Here is a 25875-nt window from a genome sequence, read left to right on the forward strand (position 1 = left end):
CCCGGTCTCGCCGCGACGGGCACCAGACCGCCGACCGACCGCCGACCGACCACCGACCGACCGCCGACCGAGACGCCGACGCGAGCGATTCCGTTAAACCGCGTCGCGGTGACGTGAACCCATGAAGTTCAACCGCGTCGCCCTCGCCGCGACCGACCCCATCTCGCTGTGTGAGTTCTACGTCGAGACGCTCGGCTTCGCGGCCGTCCCCGGGTCACAACGCTCGGCGACCGCCGGGGAGACGACCCTGTGGTTCGAACTCGGCGACACCGACCCCGGCCACCTCGCCTTTACCGTCGCCGCCGCGGTCGACTCCGTGGTCGCGTGGCTGGACGACCGCGCGGGCGTGGACGTACTCGACACCGACGAGGGGCCGAGCGTCCGGTTCGACTTCCTCGGCTGCGACTCCGTCTACTTCGAGGACCCCGAGGGCAACGTCATCGAGTACGTCTGCTACGACGGCGACGCGACCGGCGAGTTCGACCCGGCGACGGACCTCCGCGGCGCGACCGAGGTCGGGATGGCCGTCCCCGACGTGGAGTCGTTCGTGGCGTCGCTGACCGAGGCGCTCGGCATCGAGCCGCTGGAGTCGTTCGAGGGCGGCGACCTCGTGTTCGTCGGCGACCGAGACGCCCGCTTCGTCGTCTCGCCGGTCGGCCGCCCGTGGTATCCGACCGACAGCGAGGCGACCGTCGGCCCGGTGTCGGCGCAGTGCGACGCCGACGGCGTCTTCGACCCCGAGGGGCTGCCCTACCGCGTCAACGCCGAGTGACAACTCGTTTCAAAGAAGCGTTATTACTTCTACGAGAGTCAACGAACTGTGAACGTCTCTCGTCTCGTTAGTGCGGGGTCCCTCAGTCTCACCGGAGTGGCCCTGTTCGTCATCGTCTCGAACAGCGTCGCCTCGGTCGCATCCGACCTCGCCGGCCTCGTCGCCGCGGCCTTCGGCCTCCTCATCTCGGTGCTCTTCGTCGCCGTCGGCCCCGTCGTCTACCGAAGCGACCTCAAGACCATCCACATCGCCCGCGTCGCCGGCTGGAACCTCCTCGGCGTCGTCGTCACCGTATTCGTCCTCGCGCTCATCGGGAGCTACCAGCAGGCCGCGGGCGGGACAATCAGCGAGCCGCTTTTCAGCGCGGCCGTGGTCGTCGGCGTGAGCGCCGTCGCGCACGTCCTCATCGGCCTCAACGACGTCCGCCGGATTCGGACCCGCGAGCTATCGGAGCAGTACAAGCGGTCGGCGGTCATCAACCGACTCGTCCGCCACAACCTCCGACACACCGCGCAGTTGCTCCTCGGCTGGGGCGACCAACTCGCCACCGACGGCGGCGACGACGAGACCGTCCACATCGGCGAGCGCCTGAAAGCGACCGGCGACGACCTCGGCACGATGAGCGACCAGGTCAAGACCGTCACCCAACTCGTCGACAGCGAACCCGAGGGCGAGACGGTCGACCTCCGCGCGCTCCTCGAACCGCTCGTCGACGACCGCTCGGCGGCCAACCCGGAGGCGACCATCACCGTCAGCGGCGACGGTCCAGCGACGGTCGTCGGCGGGACGAAACTGAAAATCGCGTTCCGTGAGGTCGTCGAGAACGCGCTCGAACACGCCGGCCCCGCCCCGACGGTCGAGATTACCCACGAGCGCGTCGGTGGGACGGTCGTCGTGCGAATCGCGGACGACGGGCCGGGCATCCCCGACCACCAGCGCGAACTCATCGAGCAGAACGTCGAAGAGAGCGACCTCGCCCACGGCAACGGGCTGGGCCTCTGGCTCTCGAAGTGGATTGTGGAGGCCTACGGCGGCGAACTCCGCCTCCCGAAGACCGACGACGGCGAGGGAGCGGTCGTCGAGTTCCACCTCGACGCGGCGTGAGGTCGCCGAGTGCGCTGAGCATCCCGGGCCATCACACCGGTCGCACCGGCGCGAATACCGCCAGTACCGAGGTTACCGCTCTCGCCGCCGCACGGCAATCGCGGCCAGCGGCGGGACGACGTTGAGGAGTCCGCCCGCCAAGAGAACGTACTCGTCGGGCGGCGAGAGCGCGAACAGGCCGACGAGGACCGCGAGGCTGAGCGCCCCCGACGCGAGATAGACGGTCCGTTCGGCCGAGCCGACCAGTTTGCTTTTGGGTTCGTACCGTGCTGTCGCGATGTAGCCGACCGCGTACACCGCGAACCAGGGGTGGTAGTACGCGTAGTCCTGCGCGAGCGTGAACAGCGCCGGGTCGGGGACGAGCGACGGAGTGTTGGCGACGGCGTTGACGGCGAGCGCGACCGCGGACACGACGAGCCACACTCGCCACGCCCTCGTCCGGCGCATCACCGGCGTCGTCAACCGCGGGAGCGCCCCCGCGGCGAGGAGGACCGCCCACCCGACGACGACGAGGTAGATGTCCTGCGCTATCGACAGCGTGCTCAGTTCGTCGACGAGGTAGGTGCCGCCCCAGCCGACCGCGCCGGCGACGGCAACGTAGCCGAGGAGCCGCTGTGTCCGCCGTTCCACGGCGGTCATTCAGACCACGACGACGACGCCTTTCATGCCCTTGTCTTCGTGTTCGCTACAGTTGTAGAGGAACTCGCCGGCCGTCTCGAACGTGTACGAGAACGTCTTCGTGGCGCTGTCGACCAGTTCACTCTCGAACGTGCCGTCGACCGCGACCACGTCGTGTTCGCCGCCCCGACCGGTCCACTCCCACGTCACCGTCGTCCCCGCGTCAACCGCGATTGCGGCCGGGTCGAACGCCATCCCACGGGTTCCGGCCCCGTTTTCGACCGAGAGTTCTGACTGGCCCGTGTAGTCCGCAACGCCGTCACCGTCGTAGCTCTGCGCATTGCTGAGATACTCGACCGCCTCGTCGGAGAGCGACGGCAGGTCGCCCGTCGATTGTTCGGCGTCCGTGGTCGTCGCCCCGGCGGTCGCGGTCGAGTCGGCCGTCGAGTCGCTCCCGGCGTCGGTCGTCTCGGCGGTCGAACCGCCGCCATCAGTACCGCCGGTACAGCCGGCGAGGAACCCGCCCGCGAGGAGCGCCCCGCTCGCCTTGAGGTACGTCCGCCGCGTGCTGTCGCGGGTGTCCCGACGCGTGTCGTGAGTGCGCTGAGTCATGTATTCGCCCGAATCGGCGCTCGCTCGAACGAAAAGGATTGGCCGAACTGAGGCACAAATTCGGCGGAAATCGGTCCAAAGAACGCCGGAGGACGACGCCGCGTGGCGGCGAGTCTCGCCGGGCGACCGAGTGGTGCGAGCGGCCCAGTCGCTCAACACCCCATTTCGTATCGTCGCATGTGATTTATTGCGGCGACGTTCGCCGACTCGCGGGCCTTTTACGCCTCGCCGACGGACGGACGTGCATGGTACGGAACGTCGCCGGCGTCATGGCCGAACTCGAGCCCGAGGACTTCTACCTCCTCTCGGGCGTCGAGCAGGGCATGCGCTTCAGCGAGTGGGTCAACCGAGAGAAGCTCCCGAAGAACTCGGGGCTGACCGCCGAGGAGGTCGACTACCGCATCGACCGCTGTATGACCCGCGAGCTCATCGAGCGCAAGACCATCCAGTACGAGGGGTACAAGCTCACGGTCGAGGGGTACGACGCGCTCGCCCTCCGGACGTTCGCCCAGCGAGACACCATCCAAGGGTTCGGCGCGCCCCTCGGCGTCGGCAAGGAAAGCGACGTGTTCGAGGTGCAGTCGTTCAAGCCGCTCGCGCTCAAGTTCCACCGCGAGGGGTACACCAACTTCCGCGAGGTGCGCCGCGAGCGCGACTACACCTCCGAGAACCACCACGTCTCGTGGCTCTACACCGCCCGCAAGGCGGCCGAACGCGAGTACGAGGCGCTCGAAACCCTCTTTCCGCAGGTGTCGGTGCCGCGCCCGGTCGACCACAACCGCCACGCCATCATCATGGCGAAACTCGACGGCGTCGAACTCGCCAAGGCGAAGCTCGAATCCGAGCAGGTCACGGGCGTCCTCGACCTGATTCTCTCGGAGATGGCCAACGCCTACGAGGCCGGCTACGTCCACGCCGACATGTCCGAGTACAACGTCGCAGTCGGCGAGCGCGGCGTCACGGTCTTCGACTGGCCGCAGGCCGTCCCGACCGACCACGACAACGCCCGCGAACTCCTCGCGCGCGACGCGAAGAACATCGTCGGCTACTTCCGCCGCAAGTACCCCGGCGAGATGCCCGACGACGTGGACATCGACGCGCTGTCGGCCGCCATCGCCGAAAACGAGTTCGAGAGCGTCGCGACCTACGCCTGACGGCCGCTCGCTCGGCGACACCGCTTTTCAGCGACTCCGCGCCCGTGACGAGCGTCAGCTATCGGTCTCGCTCGTGGACGACTCGGAGGATTCGGCGCCAATAAATGATATACTGCGATATGAAATCGGGTTCGGCGTCTCAGTTCCCGTAGTCGTCGGGGACCGAGCCGACGAGCAGGGAGTCTTCGACGAGGGCGTCGGTGGCTCGCCGGAGTCGCTCGGAGAGCGACTGGTGCGAGACGTTCATCTCGTCGGCCAGTTCGGAGAGCGAGGTGCGACGGGGAACTTCGAAGTAGCCATTCCGCGCCGCCGTCACGAGCGCCCGAAACTGAGCTTCCGTGAGACCGTACCGCCCGGCCGGTTCGGCGTCCATCTCGCGAATCGACTCGATTTCGAGGCTCAGACCGTGATTCTCCGCGAAGTCGTGCGTCCGCGAGAAGTCGCCGCGAGTCGGATAGAGCGCGCGGAACTGCCACTTGTCACCGTGGCCGTACGCGTCCAGAATCGTCGCGTGGGAGTTCGTTAGCATCTGCAAGAGCAGACGGACGTGGTCGACCCACGCCATCCGGTAGAGAAACTCGTCGTCGAACACCGAGAGACAGGAAACCTCGTCGACCGACGGGTCTTCCCGAAGGGCGTCGTCGATGGCCGACCGGTCGGCGTGGCGAATCCACAGCAGGGGCATCACGGTCTGTTCGCCGCTCTCGATGACGCGTTCGCACTCCACTTCGACATCCGGGAGGGCGGCGAGCGTGTGACTGAGGGCGAACTCTTCGGACGGAACCGAGCCCCGCACGATAGTTACCATGGGTTCGATAGGCAGGCGTGGCACATGTGTCTGCGGGCGGTTCGGTGCGCGGTGCAGGCGCACGCAGGCACCCCGCTTACCTCCCGTCGGGCGCTTGTTCGGAACGTGATCGGACGCCGACTACTGAACTCGAAGTGGACGAAAGCGCTGAGCGCGCTAACCTCGGTCGCCGCGGGGTGGAAGGCGCTGAGAGAGGGTCGAACCGAACGAGGGGCGCTGTTTCTGGTCGCCGGCGCGGTCTCGCTCCGGTGGAGCGGTGCCGGGGTCGCGGCCCAACTCGCCGCCGAGGTGTTGAGCCGTCGCTAAGGCGAGGTTCGGCATCAACGACTCACGTCCGCAAGGAGTCGGACCTTGCCAATACAAGGACCGGCCTCATTGTGTGCGGGCGGCAACCACGACCGCGATGAGAGACACAACTCGCGCCGACGAGACCGGTCGCACTCGCGCGCCAACCCCGCCGAACCAAGCCGGACGCCCGCGGGAGGTGAAACGCGGGGGCACGTGGCCCACCGCCGAACGATGACGCTCTCGGCGCTCGGGGTCGCCGCGCTCACGCCGCTACAGGGCGGTGGCGGCTTCCTCTATTACGCGGTCGTGTTCCTCGTATTGGCCCTCGTCGCCGGGCTCGCCGGCTTCCGCGGAATCGCGGGGCTCTCGATGAAAGTCGCGCGTATCCTCGTCGTCATCTTCCTCGTGCTGGCCATCGTCACGTTCCTCCTGTAGGGGACGACTGAACGCTTTTTTCGCGGCGACGCGCCACCGTCAACCTCGCCCGTCACACGTCGTCTCGTCACCCGTCGCCTCGTCACCGGGGTACCAGTCGGCGTCGGCATCGACCCGGTTCGCCAGCACCGCGTTGACGACGACGCCGACGAGCAGGGCCAGCGAACCGACGTACAGCCACGTCAGGATAAGCAAGACTCCGCCCGCCGCACCGTAGAGTTCGATGCTCTGCGAGACGCCGAAGTAGAGACGGAGCACCTGAAGCGACGCCGTCCACCCGAGCGCCGCGAGCGCGGCCCCCGGAACCGGTTCGAGCGGGGTGATATCGACGCCCGGGAACAGCGCGTACATCGGAACGAACAGCACGGTGAGCAACGCCCACAGGACGACCGGCGCGACGACCGACCACAGCAGGTGCGTCACCCGAAAGGAGACGACGAGCCCGGCGACGGCGATGACGCCGACACCCGCCCCGACCGTCACCATGACGAGGGCGCTGTTGAGAAATCGCCTGAGCGTCGAGACCGCTTTCCGCGTGCCGTACACCTCGCTGAACACGCTGTCCATCCCGCGAAACAGCCGGAACGAGCTCCAGAGAAAGATGCCGAGGGCGAGTGCCGCGGCGCGTAATCGACCGGCCGACTGCCCGCTCACCTGTCTGAGCGTCGATTCGAACTGCGAGAGGTCGATGCCGACGAGCAGTTCGAACGTGGGGAGCACGGACTCGACCCGACCGGACGACGTGACGAGGACGAAAAGCAGCAGCGCCAGCGGGACGAGCGAGTTGAACGCGTAGTACGCGAGACTCGCGGCCGTCACCGTGACGTTCTTCTCGCGGATGACGGCGAGCGTCCGCGCGGCGAGACGACGGGCTCCGTCGCGGTCCATGGGCGTCCAACGAGAGGCCCACGGAATAGTTCGGTGGCAGTCCCGTGAACGGACCACGTGGTCGACGGCGCTGGCGGTCTCGAAGGAACAGGAACGGGCAGGCTACTCAGCCGCCGTGAACTCCACCGCGTCGGCCTCGAAGTCCTCGACGAACGCGCCCTGGCCGCCGATGCTGTAGGTTCCTTCGTCAGTTTCGACGACGAAGGCGTTCTCGACCGGGAAGGAGTTGTTCGCGGGTTCGAGGAGACCCTGCCGGATGTCCACCACGCGGCCGTGAAGTTCGGTCGGGCCGTCGGTGTGGACCATCCGTCCGGTGACGGTCACGTCGAGGTCGACGCCCGCGCGCTCGCAGAGGGCGGCCTGCAGGACGGCGTGGCGGAAGTTGTGGTACATCGCCGGGAGCGGGTCGGGGTCGGTCGTGTACGCCTCGGCGGCCATCGGCCAGTAGTTCCCGAAGAAGGAGCCGACGATGACCGGGCCGAGGTGCGGTTGGGCGAAGACGATGGCCTGCGACTCGGAGTTCGACCGGGCGACCATCTCGCCGGGGGAGATGAGCCCCGTTCGCGAATCGACGGTGAGCATCGTGGGCATGAGTTCGTGCCAGACGCGCACGAGCGAGGCCACGCCGTCGAGCGCGAGGTCGTCGTGCGGTTCGACGCCGCTGACGACGAGCGAGACGAGGACGCCGCGCTCGCGGGCCGCCCGGAGTTCGTCTTCGACCTCGTCGAGCACGTCGTAGGGGAGCGACAGCGTGATTTCGGACTCGGCGCGGCCGACGAGTTCGGCGATGCGCTTGAGCACCGTCACGCGGGATTTGATGACCTCGAATCGCTCCTGGTCGCGGGCGGTGGCCGTGTAGCGCTCCTCCAGCGCGGGGCGCATGGACTCGACGCTCTCGGAGAGCGACTCGATGACCTCCATCGGCGGCAGGGGCCGAATCGTGGTCGGCACGACGTGGTCGTTGACCTCCACGAAGCCGCGCGATTCCAGTTCCTTGCTCACGCTGTAGACGTAGCGCTTGGAGACGCCCGCCGCGTCGGCGATTTGGCTCGCCTTCGCCTCCCCGAGTTCGAGAAGCGTCAGATACGTGTCGACGACCTTCTCTGAGAGCCCGAACTGCTCCAGGAGGTCGGCGAGTTCCCGGTCGTCCATGGTCGGACTGTCATCGACCATGATACTTAATGGCTCGAATCGCCGACGGCGCGGAGCACGACCGCGTCGGCGACGGTGACGCGGACGCCCCCATCGCCCGCGGCCGCGCCGCTCGCGCCGACTCGCTCGCCCGTCAGCAGGTCGGTCTCCGCCGTCTCCGCGCCGAGTTCGACGGTCGTCGGCGCTCCAGCGAAGTTCAGGACGACGACGAGCCGGTCGGTGCCGTCGTCGCGGGCGAACGCGACCACGCGGTCGGACTCGACGCCGTCGTCTCCGGCGGGGGCAACGCTGGCAGAGACGGGTTCGACATTGCCGACGCGGAGCGCCTCGTGCGCGTCGCGGAGGCGGGAGAGCCGCCGGTGGAAATCCACGAGGTCGGCGTCGGCGTCGTGCCAGCGCATCGTCCCGCGCTGGGCTTCGACGCCGGTCTCCTGCCCGTAGTATATCATCGGCGCGCCGGGGAGCGTGAACGTCGCGGCCGCGGCCGCCCGAAGCGCGTCGTCGCCGACTGCGCTCCGGTAGCGCTCCTCGTCGTGGTTCTCGATGTAGCGAAGTTGCACGGCGTCGTCGGGGAAGCCGTGCCAGCGGGCGTCGGCGACGGCGTCGAGGACGGCGGTCGCCGGCTTCTCGCCAGCGCCGACCTCGCGGAGCGCCCCGTACAGCGTCGTGTCGTAGTGGGCGTCGAACTCGGTTTCGTGGTACGCGGGGTCCCGCGGGATGGTCTCGTCGAGGAGCAGGAACTCGGGGTCGTCGGCCTTCACCCGCTCGCGGACCTCCTTCCAGAAGCCGTGGGGGACGCCCCACGCCACGTCGCACCGGAAGCCATCGACGACTGTTGCCCACTCGGTGACCACGTCGAGCATCCACGACCGGACCGCCGGCGAGTCGTAGTTGAGGTTCGGGATGCGCGTCCAGTTGAAGTAGTGTTCCGCCGCGCCGGGGCCGCCCCAGTCCACGTCGGATGGGTCCTCGCGCTCTGGAACGCGGGCGTAGTGGTTCTCGTAGCCGGGGACGCCGGTCGAGTGGAACTGGAAGGCCGGGTGGTCCCGCGACGTGTGGTTGATGACGAGGTCGAAGACGACGCGGATGCCGGCGTCGTGACAGCGGTCGACGAGCGCCTCGAAGTCCTCGCGCGAACCGAGGTCCGACGCGGTCTCGAAGTAGTCGGTGACGTGGTAGCCGTGGGTCGTGTGGCTCTCCAGTATCGGCGTGAGCCACAGGCAGTCGACGCCGAGGGATTCGAGGTAGGGGACGCGACGGGCGAGTTCGTCGAACGTCGGGTCGGGCGTCTCGCCGACGAACGACCGGACGAACACCTCGTAGACGGTCGCGTGGTGCGCCCACTCGGGCGCGTCGCCGGGTCGCGAGACGGCGAGCCCAGACCCGGGTTCGTCGCCGACGACATCGGGGTCCACGACCAACGTGTCGAGAACCGAGTGCCGGACGGACGACTCGCCCGACTCACTCGACTCGGTCGTCGTCTGGACCGCGACGGCGTGGACCCGAACCGGCTCCGACGAGTCGAACCCGCGGAGCGTTTCGACCGGGACGCGCAGGCTGTCGCCGCCGACCTCGCAGTCGCCCGGTTCGAGCGCGTCGCGGCCGTCGAACAGGAATTCGACGGCGAGCGTCGCCTCCCCGGCGTCGGGCGCGGGCTCCGCGTCCGCGACGACGACGAGTTCGTCGCTGTTCTCCTGCCCGACTCGCCCGTCGAGTCGAACCCGCGGGCGGCCCGGTCCGGGGACTTCGACGTCGCCGCGGACTTGCTCCGCGAGGTCGTCGTGCGGGGCGAACCCGAACGGGTGCGTGCCCGGCGGGAGGTCCACGTTGAGGACGTAGTCGTCGCCGACGCGGCGCGGTCGGTCGCGGCCGACGAGGCGGTCGTTAAACGGGCCGATGACGGACACCTCGTCCGGCGACGCGGGTTCGAGGGCGGCCGCGGGGACCGCCATCGTCGCCGGGCGGCGGTCGTCGGGGAAGGCGCGAACGGTCTGTTCGTGGCGGCCGTCGGGCGCGTCGAGTTCGAGGCGGTACGTGCCGGGAACGTCGGGGGAGAGGTGGACGACCGGGCCCGAGCCGACCGTCGCGGCGCTCTCCGCGGGGGCGTCGAGAACGCGCCAGCGGTACGTTGCGTCCCGTTCGGGGGCTCTCGGAGCGAGTTCGACGGGGCGGCCGACCGTCGTGACTCGCGGCGGACCGGGGTGGTGCATACCCCACCTCGGGTGAGCGGGGTCCTTACCGTTTCGAAACCGCATGAAAGTTTGAAGGAACATTACACCAAGATTATTATCTGCGGGGGTCCCACGACTCAGCAATGCAACTACGCGACGCGCTGGCCGACTACAAGCGGCACGCAGACCACCCGACGCGGTTCCCGGGCGAGCGACGGACGACGAGCGGCCTGTTTTCGGGGCTCGGTGACCGACTGGTCCACGTCGAGACCGACGGCTCGCTCCGCGACTTCGGCTACCCGCTGTCCGGGCTCTGGGGCGTCGAGCGCTCCCGGTTCGGCGTCCGCCCCGTCAACGACGAGGCCGGCGTCCACTGGTTCGACGAGGGCGCGAGCCAGTCGTACGCGGACGACGGCGCGCTCGTCGTCACCGACCACGAGACGCCCCACGGCGACGTGACGCAGTACGACCTCGCGGTCGGCGACGGCCACGTCAGCCGGTTCGAGACCGACGCCGACGTGGAACTCGTCGCCTTCGTCCACTTCCAGCCGGACGGCCGCGACACGCTCGTCGGGCAACTGACCCACGGCGACGCGGTGGAAGCGTACCACGCCGAGGAACACGACTTCCTCGCGTCGTCGCCGGCGTTCGAGCACGTCGAGGGGCGCGTGCCCGAGGGGTTCGACGAACTGCTCTCCGAGGGCGAGGTCGAACTGCCGCGACCCCGCACCGACGACTGCTACGAGGAGGGCCAACTGAGCGGCGCGGTCGTCGGGACCGTCCCGTTCGAGTCGGGCGCGGCCGCGGTCGGCAACCTACTCACCGACGACACCGAGACGGGCCGTGAGGACGCGCTCGAACGCGTCCGTGGCCTCGTCGCCCGCGACCTCGGCGACCTCCGCGAGCGCGCCGCGGGGCAGGTCGAAGGCACGGTGCCCGACCACCGCGAATCGGCCGCGATGCGCGCAGATATCCGCGTGCTCTCGCTGCTTTCGGGGGCGCTCGGCCTCCGCATCGCCGGTCCCGACTTCGACCCTTACTACGCCTACTCCGGCGGCTACGGCTACACGTGGTTCCGCGACGACGCCGAAATCTCGAAATTCCTCTTCGAGTCCGACGAGCGACTCGACCTCGGCCTCGACGCGTGGCACGAGCGGAGCGCCCGCGCCTACTGCCGCACCCAGCGCGAGGACGGCTCGTGGCCCCACCGCGTCTGGCCCTTCGACGGCTCGCTCGCCCCCGGCTGGGCGAACGCCCGCCTCGAATCGGGTGACGACGCGGACTATCAGGCCGACCAGACGGGGAGCGTCATCGCCTTCCTCGCGGCCTACCACGACCGCTGTGCCGACGACGACCTCCGCGCCGACATCGAGGAGACGCTCGCGCGCGCCCTCGACAGCCTCGACGACACCCTCGGCGACGACGGCCTCCCCGTGGACTGCCAGAACGCGTGGGAGAACATGACCGGCCGGTTCAGCCACACCGCGGCGACGTTCCTCGAAGCCTACGCCGCGCTCGCGCTGTCCGACCTCGATTCGGCGCTGACCGACCGGGCCGCGGAGCGCGCCCGCGAGGTGTACGAAGGTATCGACCACCTCTGGAGCGAGGGCCGCGGCTGTTACGCGCTCCGCGTCGCCGACGGCGAACTCGACGACCGCTACGACTCCGCCGCGCTCGCGCTCGCGTCGGCCCACCGGACCTACGACCGCCTCGAACCCGTCGACGACGACCGACTGGACCGGCTCGTCCGCCACGTCGAGTCCGTCTTCGACGGCCTCTGGCACGACCCCGACGACAGCGAGGTGAAGGGACTCGTCCGCTTCGAGGGCGACGACTGGCGGATGCGCGAGCAGTCCTCGGAGAAGATTTGGACCGTCTCGACCGCGTGGGGCGCGAACGCCGGCGTCGAACTCGCCGCCCTGCTGGCCGCCCACGACGACGACGACCGTGCGGGAGCGTTCGCCGACGAGGGTCGGGAACTCCTCGACCTCGTCCTCCCCGACGGCCCGCTGTGCACCGACGAAGGCTACCTCGCGGAGCAGTTCTTCGACGACGGCACGCCCGACAGCGCGACGCCGCTCGGCTGGCCGCACGCGCTCCGGCTGGCGACGCTGGCGACGCTCGACGCCGACGACGCCTTCGACGGGGAGTAAGTCGGCGGCGACGCGGCTGTCGAACAACGAGGGACCGCGAGAAAACAGCGAACTACTTCTTCACGGTTACTGCGTCGGGGCCGCCCGCCGCTTGGACTCGCGGTAGAGAAGCGATTCGCCGGTCCGCGGGTGGAAGACGTGGAGGTCCGACTCGTCGAAGGTGACGCCGACCGTCTCGCCCGTCTCGGGTTCGATGTCCGAGTCGACGCGGGCGATGAAGTCGGGGCCGATGTCGAGGTGGAGGTAGTTGTCCGAGCCGATGGGTTCGACGACGCCGACGGTCGAATCGACGACGTTCTCGCCTGACGAGGCCGTCACCACGTCTTCCGGGCGGACGCCGACGCGGAGGTCGGTCGCGTCGGTGGCCTCACGGAGCGTCGCCGAGAACGACTCCGACAAGCGGTAGGAGAACGCCCCGTCGCCGACGAGGACGAGGCGGTCGCCCTCGCGTTCGACCGACACGTCGAGGAAGTTCATCGACGGCGAGCCGACGAAGCCGCCGACGAACTCGTTGGCGGGGTTCTCGTACACGTCCTTCGGGCGGCCGACCTGCTGGAGTTTCCCGTCGTTGAGGATGACGATTTTGTCGCCCATCGTCATCGCCTCCTCCTGGTCGTGCGTGACGTACAGCGAGGTGATGCCGAGTTCGTTCTGGAGGCGCTGAATCTCGGTCCGCATCGTGGTGCGGAGCTTCGCGTCGAGGTTCGAAAGCGGCTCGTCGAACAGGAACACGTCGGGTTCGCGGACGATGGCGCGGCCGAGCGCGACGCGCTGTTTCTGCCCGCCGGAAAGCTCGTCGGGCTTGTCGTCGAGGAGGTCCTCGATGCCCATCATCGCCGCCGTCTCGCGGACGCGCTCGCGGCGCTCGTCCTTCGAGAGGTCGGTGCTCATCCGCAGGCCGAACGCCATGTTCTGCATGACGGTCTTGTGCGGGTACAGCGCGTAGTTCTGGAACACCATCGCCACGTCGCGCTTGCGGGCGTGCTGGTCCGTGACGTCCTCGCCGCCGATTCGAATCGTGCCGCCGGAGGGCGATTCGAGCCCCGCGACCATGCGGAGCGTCGTCGATTTCCCGCACCCCGAGGGACCGACGACGGTGATGAACTCGCCGTCCTCGACGTCGAGTGCGAGGTCCTCGACGGCGACGACGCGACCCCGGTCGTACTCCTTGCGAAGCGCTTCGAGCGTGAGACGTGCCATTACGTCCCGTCTGTTCCCATCGTCCATAATCGTTTTCCTATTTTCTGAATTTGTGATGCAATAGTTCGTATTGGATTTCAGAATCCTGATTTTGGCATCTACAGCCAATATTTCGGGTGATTAGGGAATCGTACTGGGGCACCGAATTGGCAATTTTCTCCGCGAATGCGGGCGTCATTCCGAACTATTAAATATATGAACACATAGTTCATCATAGATTCGTTATGCCAATGAACCGCCGCACAATCCTGAAGCAACTGGCAGGCACGACGGCCGTCGGCGCACTCGCAGGGTGCGTGGGCGTGTCGGAGACCGATTCGACGCAGACGCCCGAACAGAGCGGTGCGGAGGGCGACGACGGTGGCGAGGAGACCACCGCGGGAGCGGAGACCGAGTCCGCGGGCCCGAGCGGGACGTTCACGCTCTGGCACCAGCGCGCGGAAGCCGAGAAGAAGGCGCTCGAAGCCAACGCCGAGACGTTCACCTCGGAGACGGCCCACACGGCGAAGCCCGCCGAAATCGCCGACCTCCGGAAGAAGACGACCTCCGCCATCCCGGCCGGACAGGGCGCGGGCATGTTCGACTGGGCCCACGACTGGACCGGCGAGTACTACCAGAACGGCTTCCTCTCGGACCAGAGCGACCAACTGGACGTTGACCTCTCGGTCTACACCCGCCCCGCACAGGAGGCGGTCCAGTTCGACGGCGCGACCGTCGCGCTCCCCTACGCGGCCGAGACCGTCGGCCTCATCTACAACAAGGAGATGGTGGACGAAGCGCCCGAGACCATCGCCGACATGACGGCCATCATGGAGGAGTACCACGACCCCGAAAACGGGATGTACGGCCTCAGCTACCCGCTGAACGCCTACTTCATGAGCGCGTGGGCTCACGCCTTCGGCGGCTACTACTTCGACGAGTCGAACGTCGAACTCGGCCTGTCGAACGAGGCGACCCTCGAAGGGTTCCAGTTCATCCTCGACAACTTCGCCCCGTACCAGCCGAAGGACACGGGCTACGACCCGCAGGCGGCCGTCTTCCTCGAAGGCAACGCGCCCTTCGCCATCAACGGGCCGTGGTTCCTCGGCGACGTTCGCTCCAACGACATCGACGCCGGCATCGCCCGGCTCCCCTCGCCCGAGGGCGACGCCGAGCCCAAGCCGTACACGACGGTCAAGCAGCTCTACTTCACCTCGACGCTGGAGGGCGACGAGGCGACGGCGGCCGCGTCCCGCGCGTTCGCCGAGTGGTACACCACGAACACCGACGTGCTCTCGGCGAACGCCGAGGAATTCGGCTACATCCCGGTCCACAAGGAACTCGCTTCGAGCAGCGACCTCCCCGAGGCCGTCCAGGGCTTCTCGGAGTCCGTCTCGCTCGGCACCCCCATCCCGACCCACCCGAACATGGGCGACGTGTGGGGGCCGCTCGAAGACGCCTTCAACAGCGTGAAAAACGGCGACGCGGAGCTCGAACCCGCGTTCACGAAGGCCGAAGAGAACATCCGGTCTAACTGGGAGTAAGGACGATGAGCGTCGTCGACAGCGCCGTCGAGCGCGTCGCGGACAGCCCGGTGGTGAGCAAGGACGACCTGCCCTTGCTGTTGGTACTGCCGGGGCTGTTCGTCTTCCTCGCGTTCATGCTGTTTCCCGTCCTGTACCTGGTGTATCTCTCGTTCACCAACGCGGAGCCGGCCACGCTGTTCCAGGGCAAAGAGCAGTGGGTCGGCCTCGCCAACTACGTGACGGTCCTCTCGGACGGCCAGTTCTGGAACTCGATGGGCGTGACGTGGCTGTTCGTCGCCACGTCCGTCGCGCTCAAGGTGCTCGTCGGCCTCGGCATCGGGCTCGTGGTGACGGGCGAGCGCGTCCGCGGCAAGCGGTTCATGCGCGCGCTCATCATCATCCCGCTCGGTCTGCCGGGCATCTTCACCATCACCATCTGGCGTGGTATCTTCAGTTCGGCCGAGTTCGGCCTCGCCAACCAGTTCCTCCGGATGGCCGGCCTCGACTCCATCGCTTGGCTCTCCGAGCGGTGGATGGCCTTCCTCGCCTACAACGTCACCGAGGCGTGGCTGGCGTACCCGTTCATGGTCATCATCACCGTGAGCGCCCTGCAGGACGTCTCCGAGGAACTCCACGAGGCGGCGATGATAGACGGCGCGGGCTTCTTCGCCCGCTTCCTGCACGTGACGCTTCCCTCTATCAAGCGCCCCGTGCTGTTCGCCTCGATTCTCACGGCCGCGGCGTCGTTCCAGCAGTTCCTCATCCCGTACGTGTTCAATCAGGGCGGGCCGTCGCGGACGAACGAACTCCTCATCGTCTACGGCTACCGCGAGGCGTTCCGCTTCCAGAAGTACGGTGAGGGCGCGGCCATCATGCTGGTCGCCGTGGCCGTCATCGGCGTCTTCATGATGTTGAACGTCAAGAAAGGACAGCTCGCCGACGGGGTGGACGACGCATGAGCGTCATCTCAGATATCGCGTCCGAACTCGCCGACGACGCTCGGGCCGCCGTGATGGCACCCGTCGAGTCGGTCAAGGACGCCAAGTACACCCTCGAAGGCATCCGCGAGGGGCGCGTCAGCCCCGCGACGGTGCTGAAGACCGCCGGCATCACTCTCGGTGCCGCGGTCGTCGTCGCGCTCCTGTTGTTCCCGCTGTACTGGGTCGCCGTCGGGGCCTTCTCGGGCACCGGCGCGTCGCTGTACTCGTCGAGCGGGATTCGGCTGTGGCCGGCCGACCCGACCATCGAACCGTTCCTGTGGGTCATCGGCGACCTCATCGTCCCGAGCTACCGCATCAGCCTCGGCCTCGGCGGCTACGAGGTGTTCCTCCAGACGCCCGAACTGACGTTCCTCGACGTGTCGCAGTACGGCGTCACGGAGACCTCCGAGTTCAAGCGGTTCTTCGCGAACAGCCTCACCGTAGCGATTCCGACGGTACTGCTCGCGATGTGCCTCATCGTCCCCAGCGCGTACGCGCTGTCGCGCCGGCAGTTCATCGGCCGCTCGAAGGTGCTGTACGGCTACGTGCTGTTCACCCAAATCGGCGGCGGGCTGGGCGTCGCGCTCCTCATCGCGCTGTACGCCCTGTTCGTCCAGTTCGGCTTCAACGACAGCAAACTCGCGCTGTCGGCGTACTACGCCGCCACCGCGGTCCCGTTCAACACGTGGCTCCTCAAGACGTACATGGACGGGATTCCCGTCTCCTACGAGGAGGCCGCGATGATAGACGGCGCGCCGTCGTGGAAAATCGTCACCGAAATCATCCTGCCGCTGTCGAAGGCGGGGCTGGCGACGGTGTTCATCTTCACCTTCCTCACCGGATGGACCGAGTTCGTCGTCGCCCAGACGCTACTCTCGACGGACAACTACACCCTGCCCGTCGGGCTGTACTCGCTCGTCGGCCGGTACTCCATCCCGTGGGCCCGGTTCTCGGCGTTCGCGCTGACGTTCGCCGCGCCGATTATGCTCATCTACCTGTTCGCACAGCGCTACATCGAAGGTGGCCTGTCGTTCGGTGGGATGGAAGGCTAAACGCGGCGACTCACTCGGCTCCTTTTTTCACCGGTCGTCGACTCGGCTGGTACCAACGCGTCGTGGGAGCGACCGGTCTCACAGCCCGCCGCGGAGCTTTCCGGCGACGAGCCGCGGTGCCTGTCGAATCACCGTGGGGAACGTCAGTCCGAGTTGTTCCGCCACTTCTCGCATGTCGAAGTACGCGCGGTGTTCGCTGATGTAGTCCCCGTCGAGACGGAGCACCGAGACGACCCGAATGTCGATCATCCGGCCGGTCGGTGGGAGACCGTCGAGGGGACCGTCGTGCGTTCCCGTCAACCGGGCTTCGTACATCACGACGCCGTCGCCGGCGAGCAGTTCGAGGACCGTAATCTCGAAATCGGGATAGCCGGTCGTCACTCCCTCGACGAACTGTCGGAGACCGTCGCGCCCGTGGACCTCGCGCTTCGGTCCGGGAATTCCCTCCGCCGGGGCGGCCGGGTCGTACATCACGAACGACTCCGAGACCAGCCGCGGAATTGCGGCGTAGTTCCGGGTGTTCCACAGTTCGACGTATGCGTCCGCGAACTCGGCGGCACTCGCGCCGGGAAGCATCGGTCCCGCGTCTCTCGTCTCCGTCCTCCGCGTATCTGCGTCGGCCATGACCCCTCTCCACCGTGAATATTGATGTATGGTAGCATATGTGTTCCTGTGAGGGTCGCCACGACGCCTCGACGGTATGGAGAGGCAACAGCTGATTCCCCGACAACAGCCACGAGAACCGCGTGTGTCACTACCGCACACCAGTTTCAAATCCGAAGTCCTTAACCCTCCCCTGCCGGTAGTTCCGCCAACTCGCTGGCAATGCGGGCACGCCAGAGGGCACCCGTCACGCACGGGACGAAATGTGGTCCCAGGGGGATTCCCCGACGGACTGAATCGCAAGCGCCCGCGGTGATACACAATGGCACGAAGCTTCTATTCCCACATCAAGGAAGCGTGGAAGACCCCGAAGGAAGGCAAGCTGGCCGAACTCCAGTGGCAGCGAAAACAGGAGTGGCGCAACCAGGGCGCTATCGAGCGCATCGAGCGCCCCACCCGCCTCGACAAGGCCCGTGAGCTCGGCTACAAGGCCAAGCAGGGCATCGTCGTGGTCCGCGTCTCCGTCCGCAAGGGCGGCGCGCGCAAACAGCGCCACAAGGCCGGCCGCCGCACGAAGCGTCAGGGCGTCAACCGCATCGGCCGCCGGAAGTCCATCCCGCGCATCGCGGAGGAACGCGCCTCGCGCAAGCACCCCAACCTGCGCGTGCTGAACTCCTACGGCGTCGGACAGGACGGCTCCCAGAAGTGGCAGGAAGTCATCCTCATCGACCCCGAGCACCCGGCCATCCGGAACGACGACGACCTCAACTGGATCTGCGACGACACCCACGACGGCCGCGCCTTCCGCGGTCTCACCAACGCGGGCAAGAAGAACCGCGGTCTCCAGAACCGCGGCAAGGGTACGGAGCACATCCGTCCCTCCATCCGCTCCGGCAACGGCCGCGGCAAGTAACGCCCCGCGCACCGCGCCGATCTTCTCTCTTTATCGACCGGGGAGCGGCGGCTTCGTCCCCGTCGAAAGCGACGGCCCGTACGCTTATTCCGGCCGGCGCGGACTGCTGACACGACCACATGGTCAGTATCGAACTCAGCGGCCCGCTACTCATCGCCGCCGCGGTCCTCGGAGCGGCGTGGATATACCGGGACGCGAAGCGCCGCGCGATGGACACGGCGGACATGTGGGCCGTCGGGTTCTTCGTCGCGTTCGTCCTCCTGCCGGTGCTCGGCGGCCTCGCGGTCTTCGTCTTCTATCTGCAGAACCGAAACCGGCGGCGCGGGTCGCCCGTCACGGTGCCCGGTGAGTAGGTTCGGGCGTCGCTCGCTGGCTGTCGAAAAGCGGCCGCAAAATATCGGCGTGACTCAGAACGGCGACGTGGGACCGAGGTCCGCTTCGCCCTCGCTCTCGGTGCCGTCTTCGACCGCGCCGTCCCACGCGTCGAAGCCGCCGCGGAGACTGGACACGTCCGCGTCGACGTTGCTGTCCAGCACCGAGGCGACCTGTTTCGAACTCTTGCCGACGTAACACGAGACGACGACCTCGGCGGGCCACTCGCGGTCGAACACCTCGGGGCCGAGCGTCGCCGCCGGGAGGTTCTCCGACCCGGGGATGTGGCCGGACGTGTACGACGAGGGGTCTCGGATATCGACGACGGCGAGGTCATCGTCGTCGTCGGCCAGTTTCTCGCGTAGTTCGTCGGGCGTCGTCTCGGCGACCATACCCGACGTGACGGGCGGAGCGTCAAAGGCGCGTCGCTTCCGGCGATGTCGTCGCCAGCGGTGACGGTCCGTGGTCCGAGGAGCGGGGCGCACCCGTGCCGCGGCTTTATTCGGGGGCGACGCCAACCTCGGGATATGACGCTCTCACTCGACGCCACCCAGTTGGACCGCTACTCGCGGCACATCATCATGGACGAGGTCGGCCCGGAGGGCCAAGGGCGACTGCTCTCGGCGCGGGTCGTCGTCGTCGGCGCGGGCGGGTTGGGCGCGCCAGCCATCCAGTACCTCGCGGCGGTCGGCGTCGGCGAACTCGTCGTCGTCGACGACGACGTGGTCGAACGGAGCAACCTCCAGCGGCAGGTCATCCACCGCGACGACGACGTGGGGACGCCGAAAGCCGAGAGCGCCGCCGCGTTCGTCCGCGGCCTCAACCCCGACGTGTCGGTCGAGCCGGTCGAGGCCCGCGTGGACAAATCAAACGTCCACGAGGTCGTCGCGGGCGCGGACGTGGTGGTCGACGCCTCGGACAACTTCCCGACGCGCTACCTGCTCAACGACGTCTGTCGCTTCGAGGGAATCCCGCTGGTCCACGGCGCGATATACAAGTTCGAGGGACAGGCGACGACGCTCGTCCCCGACGGCCCGTGCTATCGGTGTCTGTTCCCCGAAGCGCCCGAGCCGGGAACCGTCCCCGACTGCGCGACGACCGGCGTCCTCGGCGTCCTCCCCGGCACGGTCGGCTGTATTCAGGCGACGGAAGCGATGAAGCTCCTCCTCGACGAGGGCGAGGTGCTCGACGGGCGGCTCCTGTTTTACGATGCGATGGACATGACGTTCGAGACGGTGCCGTACCGGAAGAACCCGGACTGCCCCGTCTGCGGCGAGGGCGGCGTCGACTCCATCGAGGACATCGACTACGTCGAAAGCTGTGCAATCAGCCTCGACTGAGGAGAGAACTCCAAACGGTATCATCGAACGCTCCGAGTCGGTCGCGCTACCGGTCGAACTGGAACCCGCCGAACTCGTCGTCCGACCCGCCGTCGGTCGCTGCGCGAACCGGGTCGGCGTCCGCGCCGTCGACCACGTCGTCGAAGTCCATCGCGTCCAGTTCTTCGACCGCCGTCGCGTCGCCGCCGACGAGGGCGTCCACCCGGTCGGCGAGCGCGTCGAGAGCGACCGTCTGGTCGGCCGTCGCGTCGGTGATGTCGGTCGTCGACGACTCGGCGGCGGTCGCGTGCTCTTGGGCCATCTGAATCGTGCTCGTGACCTCCTCGATGTTCGTCGCCTGCGAGTCGGTCGCGCGGGCGACCTCGGTGACGCCGTTGGCCGCGGAATCCGCGGCGTCCGCGATTTCGGAGAGCGAGGCGAGCACGTCCTCGATTTCGCCGGAGGCGACCTGAATCTGCTCGTGTGACTGCTCGGAGGCCAGCACCGTCTCGTCGGCCTGTTCCTGAATCTCGGCGATGCTGTCCGCGATTTCTTCGGTGTGCTCGTGGGTCTGGTTCGCGAGCTGTTTGACCTCGTCGGCGACGACCGAGAAGCCCTCGCCGGCCTCGCCGGCGCGGGCGGCCTCGATGTTCGCGTTGAGCGCGAGCAGGTTCGTCCGGTCTGCGACCTCCGCGATGACCTCGACGACCTCCTCGATGACGACCATGCGCTGTTGGAGTTCGGTCACGCTGTCGAGCAGTTCGTCGGAGATGTCGATGACCTGGTCGGTCGCGGACCGGATGCTCTGGCCGGCTTCCTGCCCGTTTTCGGCGGCCGCGCGGGCCTGATTCGCCGCCGACGCGACTTCGTCGGAGGTGGCGGCTATCTCCTCCATGCTGGCCGACAGCTCCTGCATCTCCTCGGAGCCCGTCGAGAGGAGGTCCGCCTGCTCCGTGACCTGCGACTCGATGTCGGTCGCGGCGGTCGCGGCCCGCTGAATCGCGCCGCCGAGGTCGGCGGTCGTGGCGTCGACCTCGCTGGCGAGGTGGTCGAACCGGGTCGCCATCTCGTTGAGGTCCGAGACGACCGCCAGCGTCTCGTCGTTGAGGACGCCGCGGTCGTCCGCGAACGACGCGCGGGCCGAGAGGTCGCCGGCGGTGAGGCTCCCGATGGTGGTCGAGACCTCCTCGACGAGCGCCTCGGACGCCCGCTGTTTCTCCACGGCGTCGGTCCGGTCGTGGACCGCCTCGACCACGCCGACCAGTTTCTCGCCCTCGAACAGCGGTTGGGCGGTAAAGGCGATGTGGCGCTTCGCGCCGTTTCGGTCCGTCATCGTGCTGGTGTCGCGGTAGAGTCGGCGACCCTCGTCAACCACGTCGAGTCCGTGAACCACGTCGGCGCTCCGCGGGTCGTCGAGCACTTTGTCGGCGAGCGTCTTTGCCCGCCGGCCGTCCGGGTAGAACAGTTCGCTCACGTGTTCCGACCCGAGCGCCTCCGCCGCGGGGACGCCCGTGAGCTTCGTAATCGGGTCGTTCCACGCGATGACCCGGCCGTCGGCGTCGAGGACGAACACCGGCATCCCCACGCCGTCGAGCAGGGCACCGGTGTGCAACTGCTTGGCCGCCGCCGCGACCGTCCCTCGTTCGTCAGCCTGTGCGCCACCGTCGGTCCGCGTCCGAGCCCCGACCCCCGGGACCAGCGCCGCGAGTCGCGAAAGCAGGTCCATACGTCCGTCCCCACGCGGATTGCCGGTATAACGCTACGCTCTGAACTATCATATCTGATATTGTCGTGGTACTGAATCGGTATCTTCGGCGAGCGAATACGGAAAACGAACGGTCGAGCAAAGCGGTCGTCGGGTGGGAGAGCCGAATCGGGGGACGGGTTGTTCGGAAGGCCGCGGGGCCGCCCTGCGACGGGTGGGCGCGGCGTCAGTCGAGTCTGTCGGAACGGCCGTCGTCGCCATCGAGGCCGCCGTCGGTCGCCGGCGCGTCGAATTCGGCGACTGAAGCGCCGTCGGAGTCGGCGAACGCGCTGTCGCGGTCCGCAGCGTCGTGGTCGACGGTGAACTCGGAGACGAGCGACATCAGCCGCTCGGACTGGGTTGCGAGGCGGTCCGCGCCGTCCGAGACCTCGCTGAGCGAGGCGGTCTGTTCTTCGGCCGCGGCGGCGACCGACTCGGCGCGCTCGGCGGTCTCGTCGCTGATATCGGAGACGCGGTCCATCATCGACGCGACCTCCTCGGTGGAGGCGGCCTGCTCGTCCGCGGTCCGGCTGATTTCGTCGACGCCGTCGTTCGTCTCGCGGACGTTCTCGACGATGGTGTCCAGCGAGTCGCGGGCGGTCTGAACCGCGTCGACGCCGGAGTCGACGGCGTCGCGCGTCTCGCGCATCTCGGAGACGGACGCCGCGGACTTCGCTTGGACCTCCTCGATGGTCGCCTCGATTTCCTCGGCGGAGGCCTTGGTCTCGCCGGCGAGTTCCTTGACCTCGTTGGCGACGACCGAGAAGCCCTCGCCGGCCTCGCCCGCGCGGGCGGCCTCGATGTTCGCGTTGAGCGCGAGGATGTTCGTCTGCTCTGCGATGTCGGTGATGAGTTCGACGATGTCGCCGATTTCGGCCATGTCGCCTTCGAGGTCCTCGATGCGGTCGACCGTCCGGCGGGTCTGCGTCTCGACGGTCTCGATGGTGTCGATGGCGTTGGCGGCCGCCTCGTGACCGTCCTCGCTCGCTTCGAGGGTGTGTTGGGCCGTGCGTTCGAGTTCGCTCGCCGAGGAGGCGACCTCCTCGATGGTCGCAGAGAGGTTGCTCGTCTCGCTCGTCGTCTGCCGGAGGTTTTCGCGCTGTTCGTGCGCCCCCTCGGCCATGACCTGCGTGGACTCGCTGACCTGCCGACTCGCGCGCTCTATCTCCTGGGAACTCGCGGTGACTTCCTGGCTGGCCGCGGCGACGGTCTCGGCGAACTCGACGACCTCCGCGACGGTCGCTTCGAGTTCGTCGGCCATGTCGTTGAACGACCGTGCCATCTCGTTCATCGCGTCGTTGTCGGCGTCCTCCGACATCCGGCCGGTGAGGTCGCCGTCGGCGGCGTCGGCCATCGTCTCGCTGAACTCGGCGGCCTTCGCTTCGAGTTCGGTGATGAGGGCCTCCAGTTCAGTATGCGTCTGACCCATCGACTCGCCGAACGACCCCGGAATGTCCTCGTCGAGGACGGGGTCGTCGAAGCGCTTGTCAGCGAGCGCTTCGGCCTGCCCGGCGACGGTCGTCAGGTACGACTGCATCGACTCGAAGGAGTCGTACAGCCGGCCCATCTCGTCGATTCGGGCGGTGTTCGGGAGGTCGCCGTCGACCTCGCCGTTGGCGATGTCGTCGGCGTTGCGGGCGACGACCGAGAGGGACCGCGCGGTGCCGCGTCCGATGGTCGCGCCGACGAGGAACAGCGCGCCGACGGCGAAGGCGACGAGGAGCATCACGTTCGTCGTCACCTGCGACTGGAGCGCGAACGCCCGCTCGGCCGGGACGTGGTAGGTGAGCACCCAGTCGGTGCCGGTGATGGGCGCGTACGCCATCGCGTACTCGCCGGACTCCATGCCCGTGCGGGCGGAGACGACCTCGTAGCCGGTCTGCCCGGACAGCGCGGCGTCGATGGCCTCGATGGACGAGCCGTCGGCGGCCGCGTACTGGTCGAGGATGGACGCCTTGCGGTTGTCGAACAGGATGGTCCCGGACTCGGTGACGACCTTGGTGTCGCCGGTCGCGTAGGGCGATTCGAACTGGTGGGAGCCGGCTTCGAGCGACGCCGTCAGGACGATTGCGCCGTTGGCTCCGGAGACCGGTGCCGCGAACGCGACGACCGGTTCGCCGCCGGACTCGTAGGGCGCTGAGACGGTTACGGACTGGCCCGACGCCAGCGCCGCGGCGTCGTCGGCCCACGGCGCGGACAGCGAGTCGAGCGACTGGCCGGTTGCGCTGTCGGTCGTACTGGCGACGACCGCGCCGGTGTCGGCGTCCACGTAGTGGAGCGAGCGAACGTCGCCGGGGAGCTGGATGAGCTTCCCTTCGAGCCACCGCTGGTGGTCGGCCGCCGGGGTGCCAGCCGGCTGGTCGGCGAGCGACTCGGCGAGGAACGAGACGGTGGACTCCTTCGAGGTCACCCAGTCGGAGACCGACTTCGCCTCCGTCGCCGCCGCGCCGCGAATCTGTGACTCGGTCTGCGACTCGACGACCGACTTGGTGTCGAAGTGGATGTACGCGCCCGCGCCGCCCATGACGACCACGATGAGGAGGAGCACGACGCCGAACTTCGCCGCGTAGCGCCGGCGAATCACGTTCGGAAGCGCCCGTTCGAGGAGGCTCGTCAGCCGCGAAAACGGGTTCATCGTCCACCTCCGGACTCGAAGAACTGGCGCTGGAGGAGTTCGACCTGCTCGACCGAGCCGTTGTGGACGCGCTCGACGAGGTACGAACTCAGCGGTTCGAGCGCCTCCGTGAGGTCGACCCCGCTCGACGCGCCCTGATAGTTCAGCTCGCGGCCGGCGTCGACGAGGGTCCGTACCCGGTCGAACTCGCCGACTGAGACGGTGTGGCCGGTCCCGCCCGAGACGGCCTGCAGGGCGTCTGCGATGGCCGGCCCGGTGGCCTCGCCGGCGTACTCCGCCGCCGTCGCCATGAGGAACAGGGCGTCGTAGGCGTTCGCCGCGTAGGGCTGCAGCGGCGCGATGTCGGAGAGCCGCTGAGTGAGATGGAAGTAGCCGTCCGTCCGAACCGACGACAGCGAGGCGCTGTAGAAGCCCTCGTAGTGGGGCGGAATCTCGCCGTCGAACAGGCCCGCCGAGAAGACCCACGGGGCCTCGTAGTCGGACGCGCCGTAGGCGTCGAGGACGCCTCCCTCCTGTCCGGGGACGCTGACGAAGCCGACCGCGTCGGGCGAGTCGGCGAACACCTCGTCGACGACGCCGCCGAAACCGTCCGCGCTCGGGTCGTAGCTGACCTCGGTGACGACCGCCGCGTCGAGTTGGTCGCCGAGTGCGGTGCCGAGGTCGGAGCCGAAGGCCCCCTCGACGGTGAGCACGGCGACCCGGTCGGCGTCGACGTACTGCGGCGCGTCGAGAATCTTCGCCATCGCGGTCGCCTGCAGGCTGTCGCTCGGGACGGTCCGGCCGAAGAACTTCCGGCCGTCGGCCCGCCCGGCGTCCGAGAGCCGCGGGTTCGTGCTCGCCGGGGACATCTCCATGACGGCGTCGTCCGCCGCCTTCGGAGCGAGCGCGAGCGACACGTCGCTGACGAGGCCGCCGACGAAACCGACGACGCCCGCGTCGGCCAGCGAGGCGTAGCCGTCGGTCGCGACCGACGCGGACCCCTCCGTGTCCACGGTGGTCAGTTCGACCGGCCGCCCGAGCACGCCGCCCGCCCGGTTGATGTCCTCGACCGCCTGCTCGGCGGCGCGCTTGCCGTGCGTTCCCACCTGTTCCAGCGACCCGCTGACGGGCAACATCGCCCCGAATCGAACGGGCTCCCCGGACTCCGTTCCGAACGTTCCCACGCACCCGGACAGCGAGCCGAGCCCCACCGCGCCGGCGGCCGTGCGGAGAAACGTTCGTCTATCGTACCTGACTGTCACAGATTGCCCGAGACAACTCCCGTATATAATTTTGGGCCGCCGATTATCATACGCTGTATTTTTGAGACGATTGTCCAACATCGGACACGAAAAATGGATGTGCTACCATTCGACATACAACCGGGTCGTCGCGGCGAGCGGTTTTGGCTCGGGTCG

Annotated in this window: 24 protein-coding genes; 12 read left to right on the forward strand and 12 right to left on the reverse strand. The window is 67.9% G+C overall.

Translation table 11 applies throughout. The features are described from left to right. The first annotated feature begins 121 nt into the window (after nucleotides 1–121). Together AUR65_RS18515 and AUR65_RS18520 are read left to right on the forward strand one after the other, a co-directional pair. Nucleotides 122–772, forward strand: a complete 651-nt coding sequence (locus AUR65_RS18515) for a VOC family protein (RefSeq protein ID WP_058568581.1) — start codon at nucleotides 122–124, stop codon at nucleotides 770–772. A 48-nt stretch (nucleotides 773–820) separates the two neighbouring features. Continuing rightward, nucleotides 821–1876, forward strand: a complete 1056-nt coding sequence (locus tag AUR65_RS18520) for a sensor histidine kinase (RefSeq protein ID WP_058568582.1) — start codon at nucleotides 821–823, stop codon at nucleotides 1874–1876. Nucleotides 1877–1948: 72 nt separating this feature from the next. On the opposite strand, the gene AUR65_RS18525 is transcribed toward AUR65_RS18520, so the two are convergent. Together AUR65_RS18525 and AUR65_RS18530 are read right to left on the reverse strand one after the other, a co-directional pair. Then, entirely contained in the window at nucleotides 1949–2515 is a 567-nt protein-coding gene (locus AUR65_RS18525; RefSeq protein ID WP_058568583.1) for a hypothetical protein, read from the reverse strand. Next, complete coding sequence (locus AUR65_RS18530) at nucleotides 2516–3106, reverse strand: halocyanin domain-containing protein (protein WP_058568584.1); 591 nt, start codon at nucleotides 3104–3106, stop codon at nucleotides 2516–2518. 245 nt (nucleotides 3107–3351) lie between these two features. On the opposite strand from AUR65_RS18530, the gene AUR65_RS18535 reads away from it, so the two are divergent. Continuing rightward, complete coding sequence (locus AUR65_RS18535) at nucleotides 3352–4260, forward strand: serine/threonine-protein kinase RIO2 (RefSeq protein ID WP_058568585.1); 909 nt, start codon at nucleotides 3352–3354, stop codon at nucleotides 4258–4260. Between the two features lie 139 nt (nucleotides 4261–4399). Here the strand turns inward: AUR65_RS18535 and AUR65_RS18540 are convergent, their stop codons facing one another. Continuing rightward, entirely contained in the window at nucleotides 4400–5068 is a 669-nt protein-coding gene (locus tag AUR65_RS18540) for a helix-turn-helix domain-containing protein (RefSeq protein WP_058568586.1), read from the reverse strand. Nucleotides 5069–5173: 105 nt separating this feature from the next. Between AUR65_RS18540 and AUR65_RS18545 the strand changes: the two genes are divergently transcribed. Beyond that, nucleotides 5174–5374, forward strand: coding sequence for a hypothetical protein (locus tag AUR65_RS18545; protein ID WP_058568587.1), 201 nt, complete (start codon nucleotides 5174–5176; stop codon nucleotides 5372–5374). A gap of 213 nt (nucleotides 5375–5587) precedes the next feature. Next, nucleotides 5588–5791, forward strand: coding sequence for a DUF1328 domain-containing protein (locus AUR65_RS18550; RefSeq protein WP_058568741.1), 204 nt, complete (start codon nucleotides 5588–5590; stop codon nucleotides 5789–5791). A 39-nt stretch (nucleotides 5792–5830) separates the two neighbouring features. On the opposite strand, the gene AUR65_RS18555 is transcribed toward AUR65_RS18550, so the two are convergent. From AUR65_RS18555 to AUR65_RS18565, 3 genes are all read right to left on the reverse strand, one after another. After that, entirely contained in the window at nucleotides 5831–6679 is an 849-nt protein-coding gene (locus AUR65_RS18555; protein ID WP_058568588.1) for a YihY/virulence factor BrkB family protein, read from the reverse strand. A 102-nt stretch (nucleotides 6680–6781) separates the two neighbouring features. Continuing rightward, nucleotides 6782–7852 carry a TrmB family transcriptional regulator gene (locus AUR65_RS18560; protein WP_199180648.1) on the reverse strand — a complete coding sequence of 357 codons (1071 nt, stop codon included), beginning with the start codon at nucleotides 7850–7852 and terminating at the stop codon, nucleotides 6782–6784. A gap of 5 nt (nucleotides 7853–7857) precedes the next feature. After that, entirely contained in the window at nucleotides 7858–10041 is a 2184-nt protein-coding gene (locus AUR65_RS18565; protein ID WP_058568590.1) for an alpha-amylase family glycosyl hydrolase, read from the reverse strand. Nucleotides 10042–10145: 104 nt separating this feature from the next. On the opposite strand from AUR65_RS18565, the gene AUR65_RS18570 reads away from it, so the two are divergent. After that, the gene (locus tag AUR65_RS18570) at nucleotides 10146–12155 is read left to right on the forward strand and encodes a glycoside hydrolase family 15 protein (protein WP_058568591.1); all 2010 of its coding nucleotides are present in this window, start codon (nucleotides 10146–10148) and stop codon (nucleotides 12153–12155) included. A gap of 66 nt (nucleotides 12156–12221) precedes the next feature. Here the strand turns inward: AUR65_RS18570 and AUR65_RS18575 are convergent, their stop codons facing one another. Beyond that, the gene (locus tag AUR65_RS18575; protein ID WP_058568592.1) at nucleotides 12222–13355 is read right to left on the reverse strand and encodes an ABC transporter ATP-binding protein; all 1134 of its coding nucleotides are present in this window, start codon (nucleotides 13353–13355) and stop codon (nucleotides 12222–12224) included. Nucleotides 13356–13585: 230 nt separating this feature from the next. Here AUR65_RS18575 and AUR65_RS18580 point away from each other — a divergent pair, with 230 nt between their 5' ends. The 3 genes from AUR65_RS18580 to AUR65_RS18590 are packed head-to-tail and all read left to right on the forward strand — an operon-like array spanning nucleotide 13586 to nucleotide 16892. Further along, the gene (locus AUR65_RS18580) at nucleotides 13586–14878 is read left to right on the forward strand and encodes a substrate-binding domain-containing protein (RefSeq protein WP_084816532.1); all 1293 of its coding nucleotides are present in this window, start codon (nucleotides 13586–13588) and stop codon (nucleotides 14876–14878) included. Between the two features lie 5 nt (nucleotides 14879–14883). After that, nucleotides 14884–15819 carry a carbohydrate ABC transporter permease gene (locus AUR65_RS18585; RefSeq protein ID WP_004044370.1) on the forward strand — a complete coding sequence of 312 codons (936 nt, stop codon included), beginning with the start codon at nucleotides 14884–14886 and terminating at the stop codon, nucleotides 15817–15819. Beyond that, complete coding sequence (locus AUR65_RS18590) at nucleotides 15816–16892, forward strand: sugar ABC transporter permease (RefSeq protein ID WP_058568594.1); 1077 nt, start codon at nucleotides 15816–15818, stop codon at nucleotides 16890–16892. Before AUR65_RS18585 ends, AUR65_RS18590 begins: the two co-directional genes overlap by 4 nt. Nucleotides 16893–16970: 78 nt before the next feature. Here the strand turns inward: AUR65_RS18590 and AUR65_RS18595 are convergent, their stop codons facing one another. Beyond that, a complete protein-coding gene (locus AUR65_RS18595) occupies nucleotides 16971–17516 on the reverse strand; it encodes an ester cyclase (protein WP_233194429.1) in 546 nt (181 codons plus the stop codon). Nucleotides 17517–17817: 301 nt separating this feature from the next. Here AUR65_RS18595 and AUR65_RS18600 point away from each other — a divergent pair, with 301 nt between their 5' ends. Both AUR65_RS18600 and AUR65_RS18605 read left to right on the forward strand, forming a co-directional pair. Then, entirely contained in the window at nucleotides 17818–18408 is a 591-nt protein-coding gene (locus tag AUR65_RS18600; protein WP_058568595.1) for a 50S ribosomal protein L15e, read from the forward strand. A 119-nt stretch (nucleotides 18409–18527) separates the two neighbouring features. Then, nucleotides 18528–18761 (forward strand): hypothetical protein, encoded by a 234-nt coding sequence (locus AUR65_RS18605; protein ID WP_058568596.1) that lies wholly within the window; start codon nucleotides 18528–18530, stop codon nucleotides 18759–18761. A 54-nt stretch (nucleotides 18762–18815) separates the two neighbouring features. Here AUR65_RS18605 and AUR65_RS18610 read toward each other — a convergent pair whose 3' ends face one another. Beyond that, the gene (locus AUR65_RS18610; RefSeq protein WP_058568597.1) at nucleotides 18816–19172 is read right to left on the reverse strand and encodes a rhodanese-like domain-containing protein; all 357 of its coding nucleotides are present in this window, start codon (nucleotides 19170–19172) and stop codon (nucleotides 18816–18818) included. A gap of 135 nt (nucleotides 19173–19307) precedes the next feature. On the opposite strand from AUR65_RS18610, the gene ubaA reads away from it, so the two are divergent. Continuing rightward, the gene (ubaA, locus tag AUR65_RS18615; RefSeq protein ID WP_058568598.1) at nucleotides 19308–20120 is read left to right on the forward strand and encodes an SAMP-activating enzyme E1; all 813 of its coding nucleotides are present in this window, start codon (nucleotides 19308–19310) and stop codon (nucleotides 20118–20120) included. A 46-nt stretch (nucleotides 20121–20166) separates the two neighbouring features. Here the strand turns inward: ubaA and AUR65_RS18620 are convergent, their stop codons facing one another. The 3 genes from AUR65_RS18620 to AUR65_RS18630 form a co-directional block, all read right to left on the reverse strand. After that, nucleotides 20167–21825, reverse strand: coding sequence for a methyl-accepting chemotaxis protein (locus AUR65_RS18620; RefSeq protein ID WP_058568599.1), 1659 nt, complete (start codon nucleotides 21823–21825; stop codon nucleotides 20167–20169). Nucleotides 21826–22030: 205 nt separating this feature from the next. Beyond that, nucleotides 22031–24478, reverse strand: coding sequence for a methyl-accepting chemotaxis protein (locus AUR65_RS18625; protein ID WP_058568600.1), 2448 nt, complete (start codon nucleotides 24476–24478; stop codon nucleotides 22031–22033). Further along, nucleotides 24475–25653, reverse strand: a complete 1179-nt coding sequence (locus AUR65_RS18630) for an ABC transporter substrate-binding protein (RefSeq protein WP_394337348.1) — start codon at nucleotides 25651–25653, stop codon at nucleotides 24475–24477. The genes AUR65_RS18625 and AUR65_RS18630 overlap by 4 nt, the downstream gene beginning before the upstream one ends. Between the last annotated feature and the right edge of the window lie 222 nt (nucleotides 25654–25875).

Source organism: Haloferax marisrubri (assembly GCF_001469875.2).
GTDB classification, from domain to species: domain Archaea; phylum Halobacteriota; class Halobacteria; order Halobacteriales; family Haloferacaceae; genus Haloferax; species Haloferax marisrubri.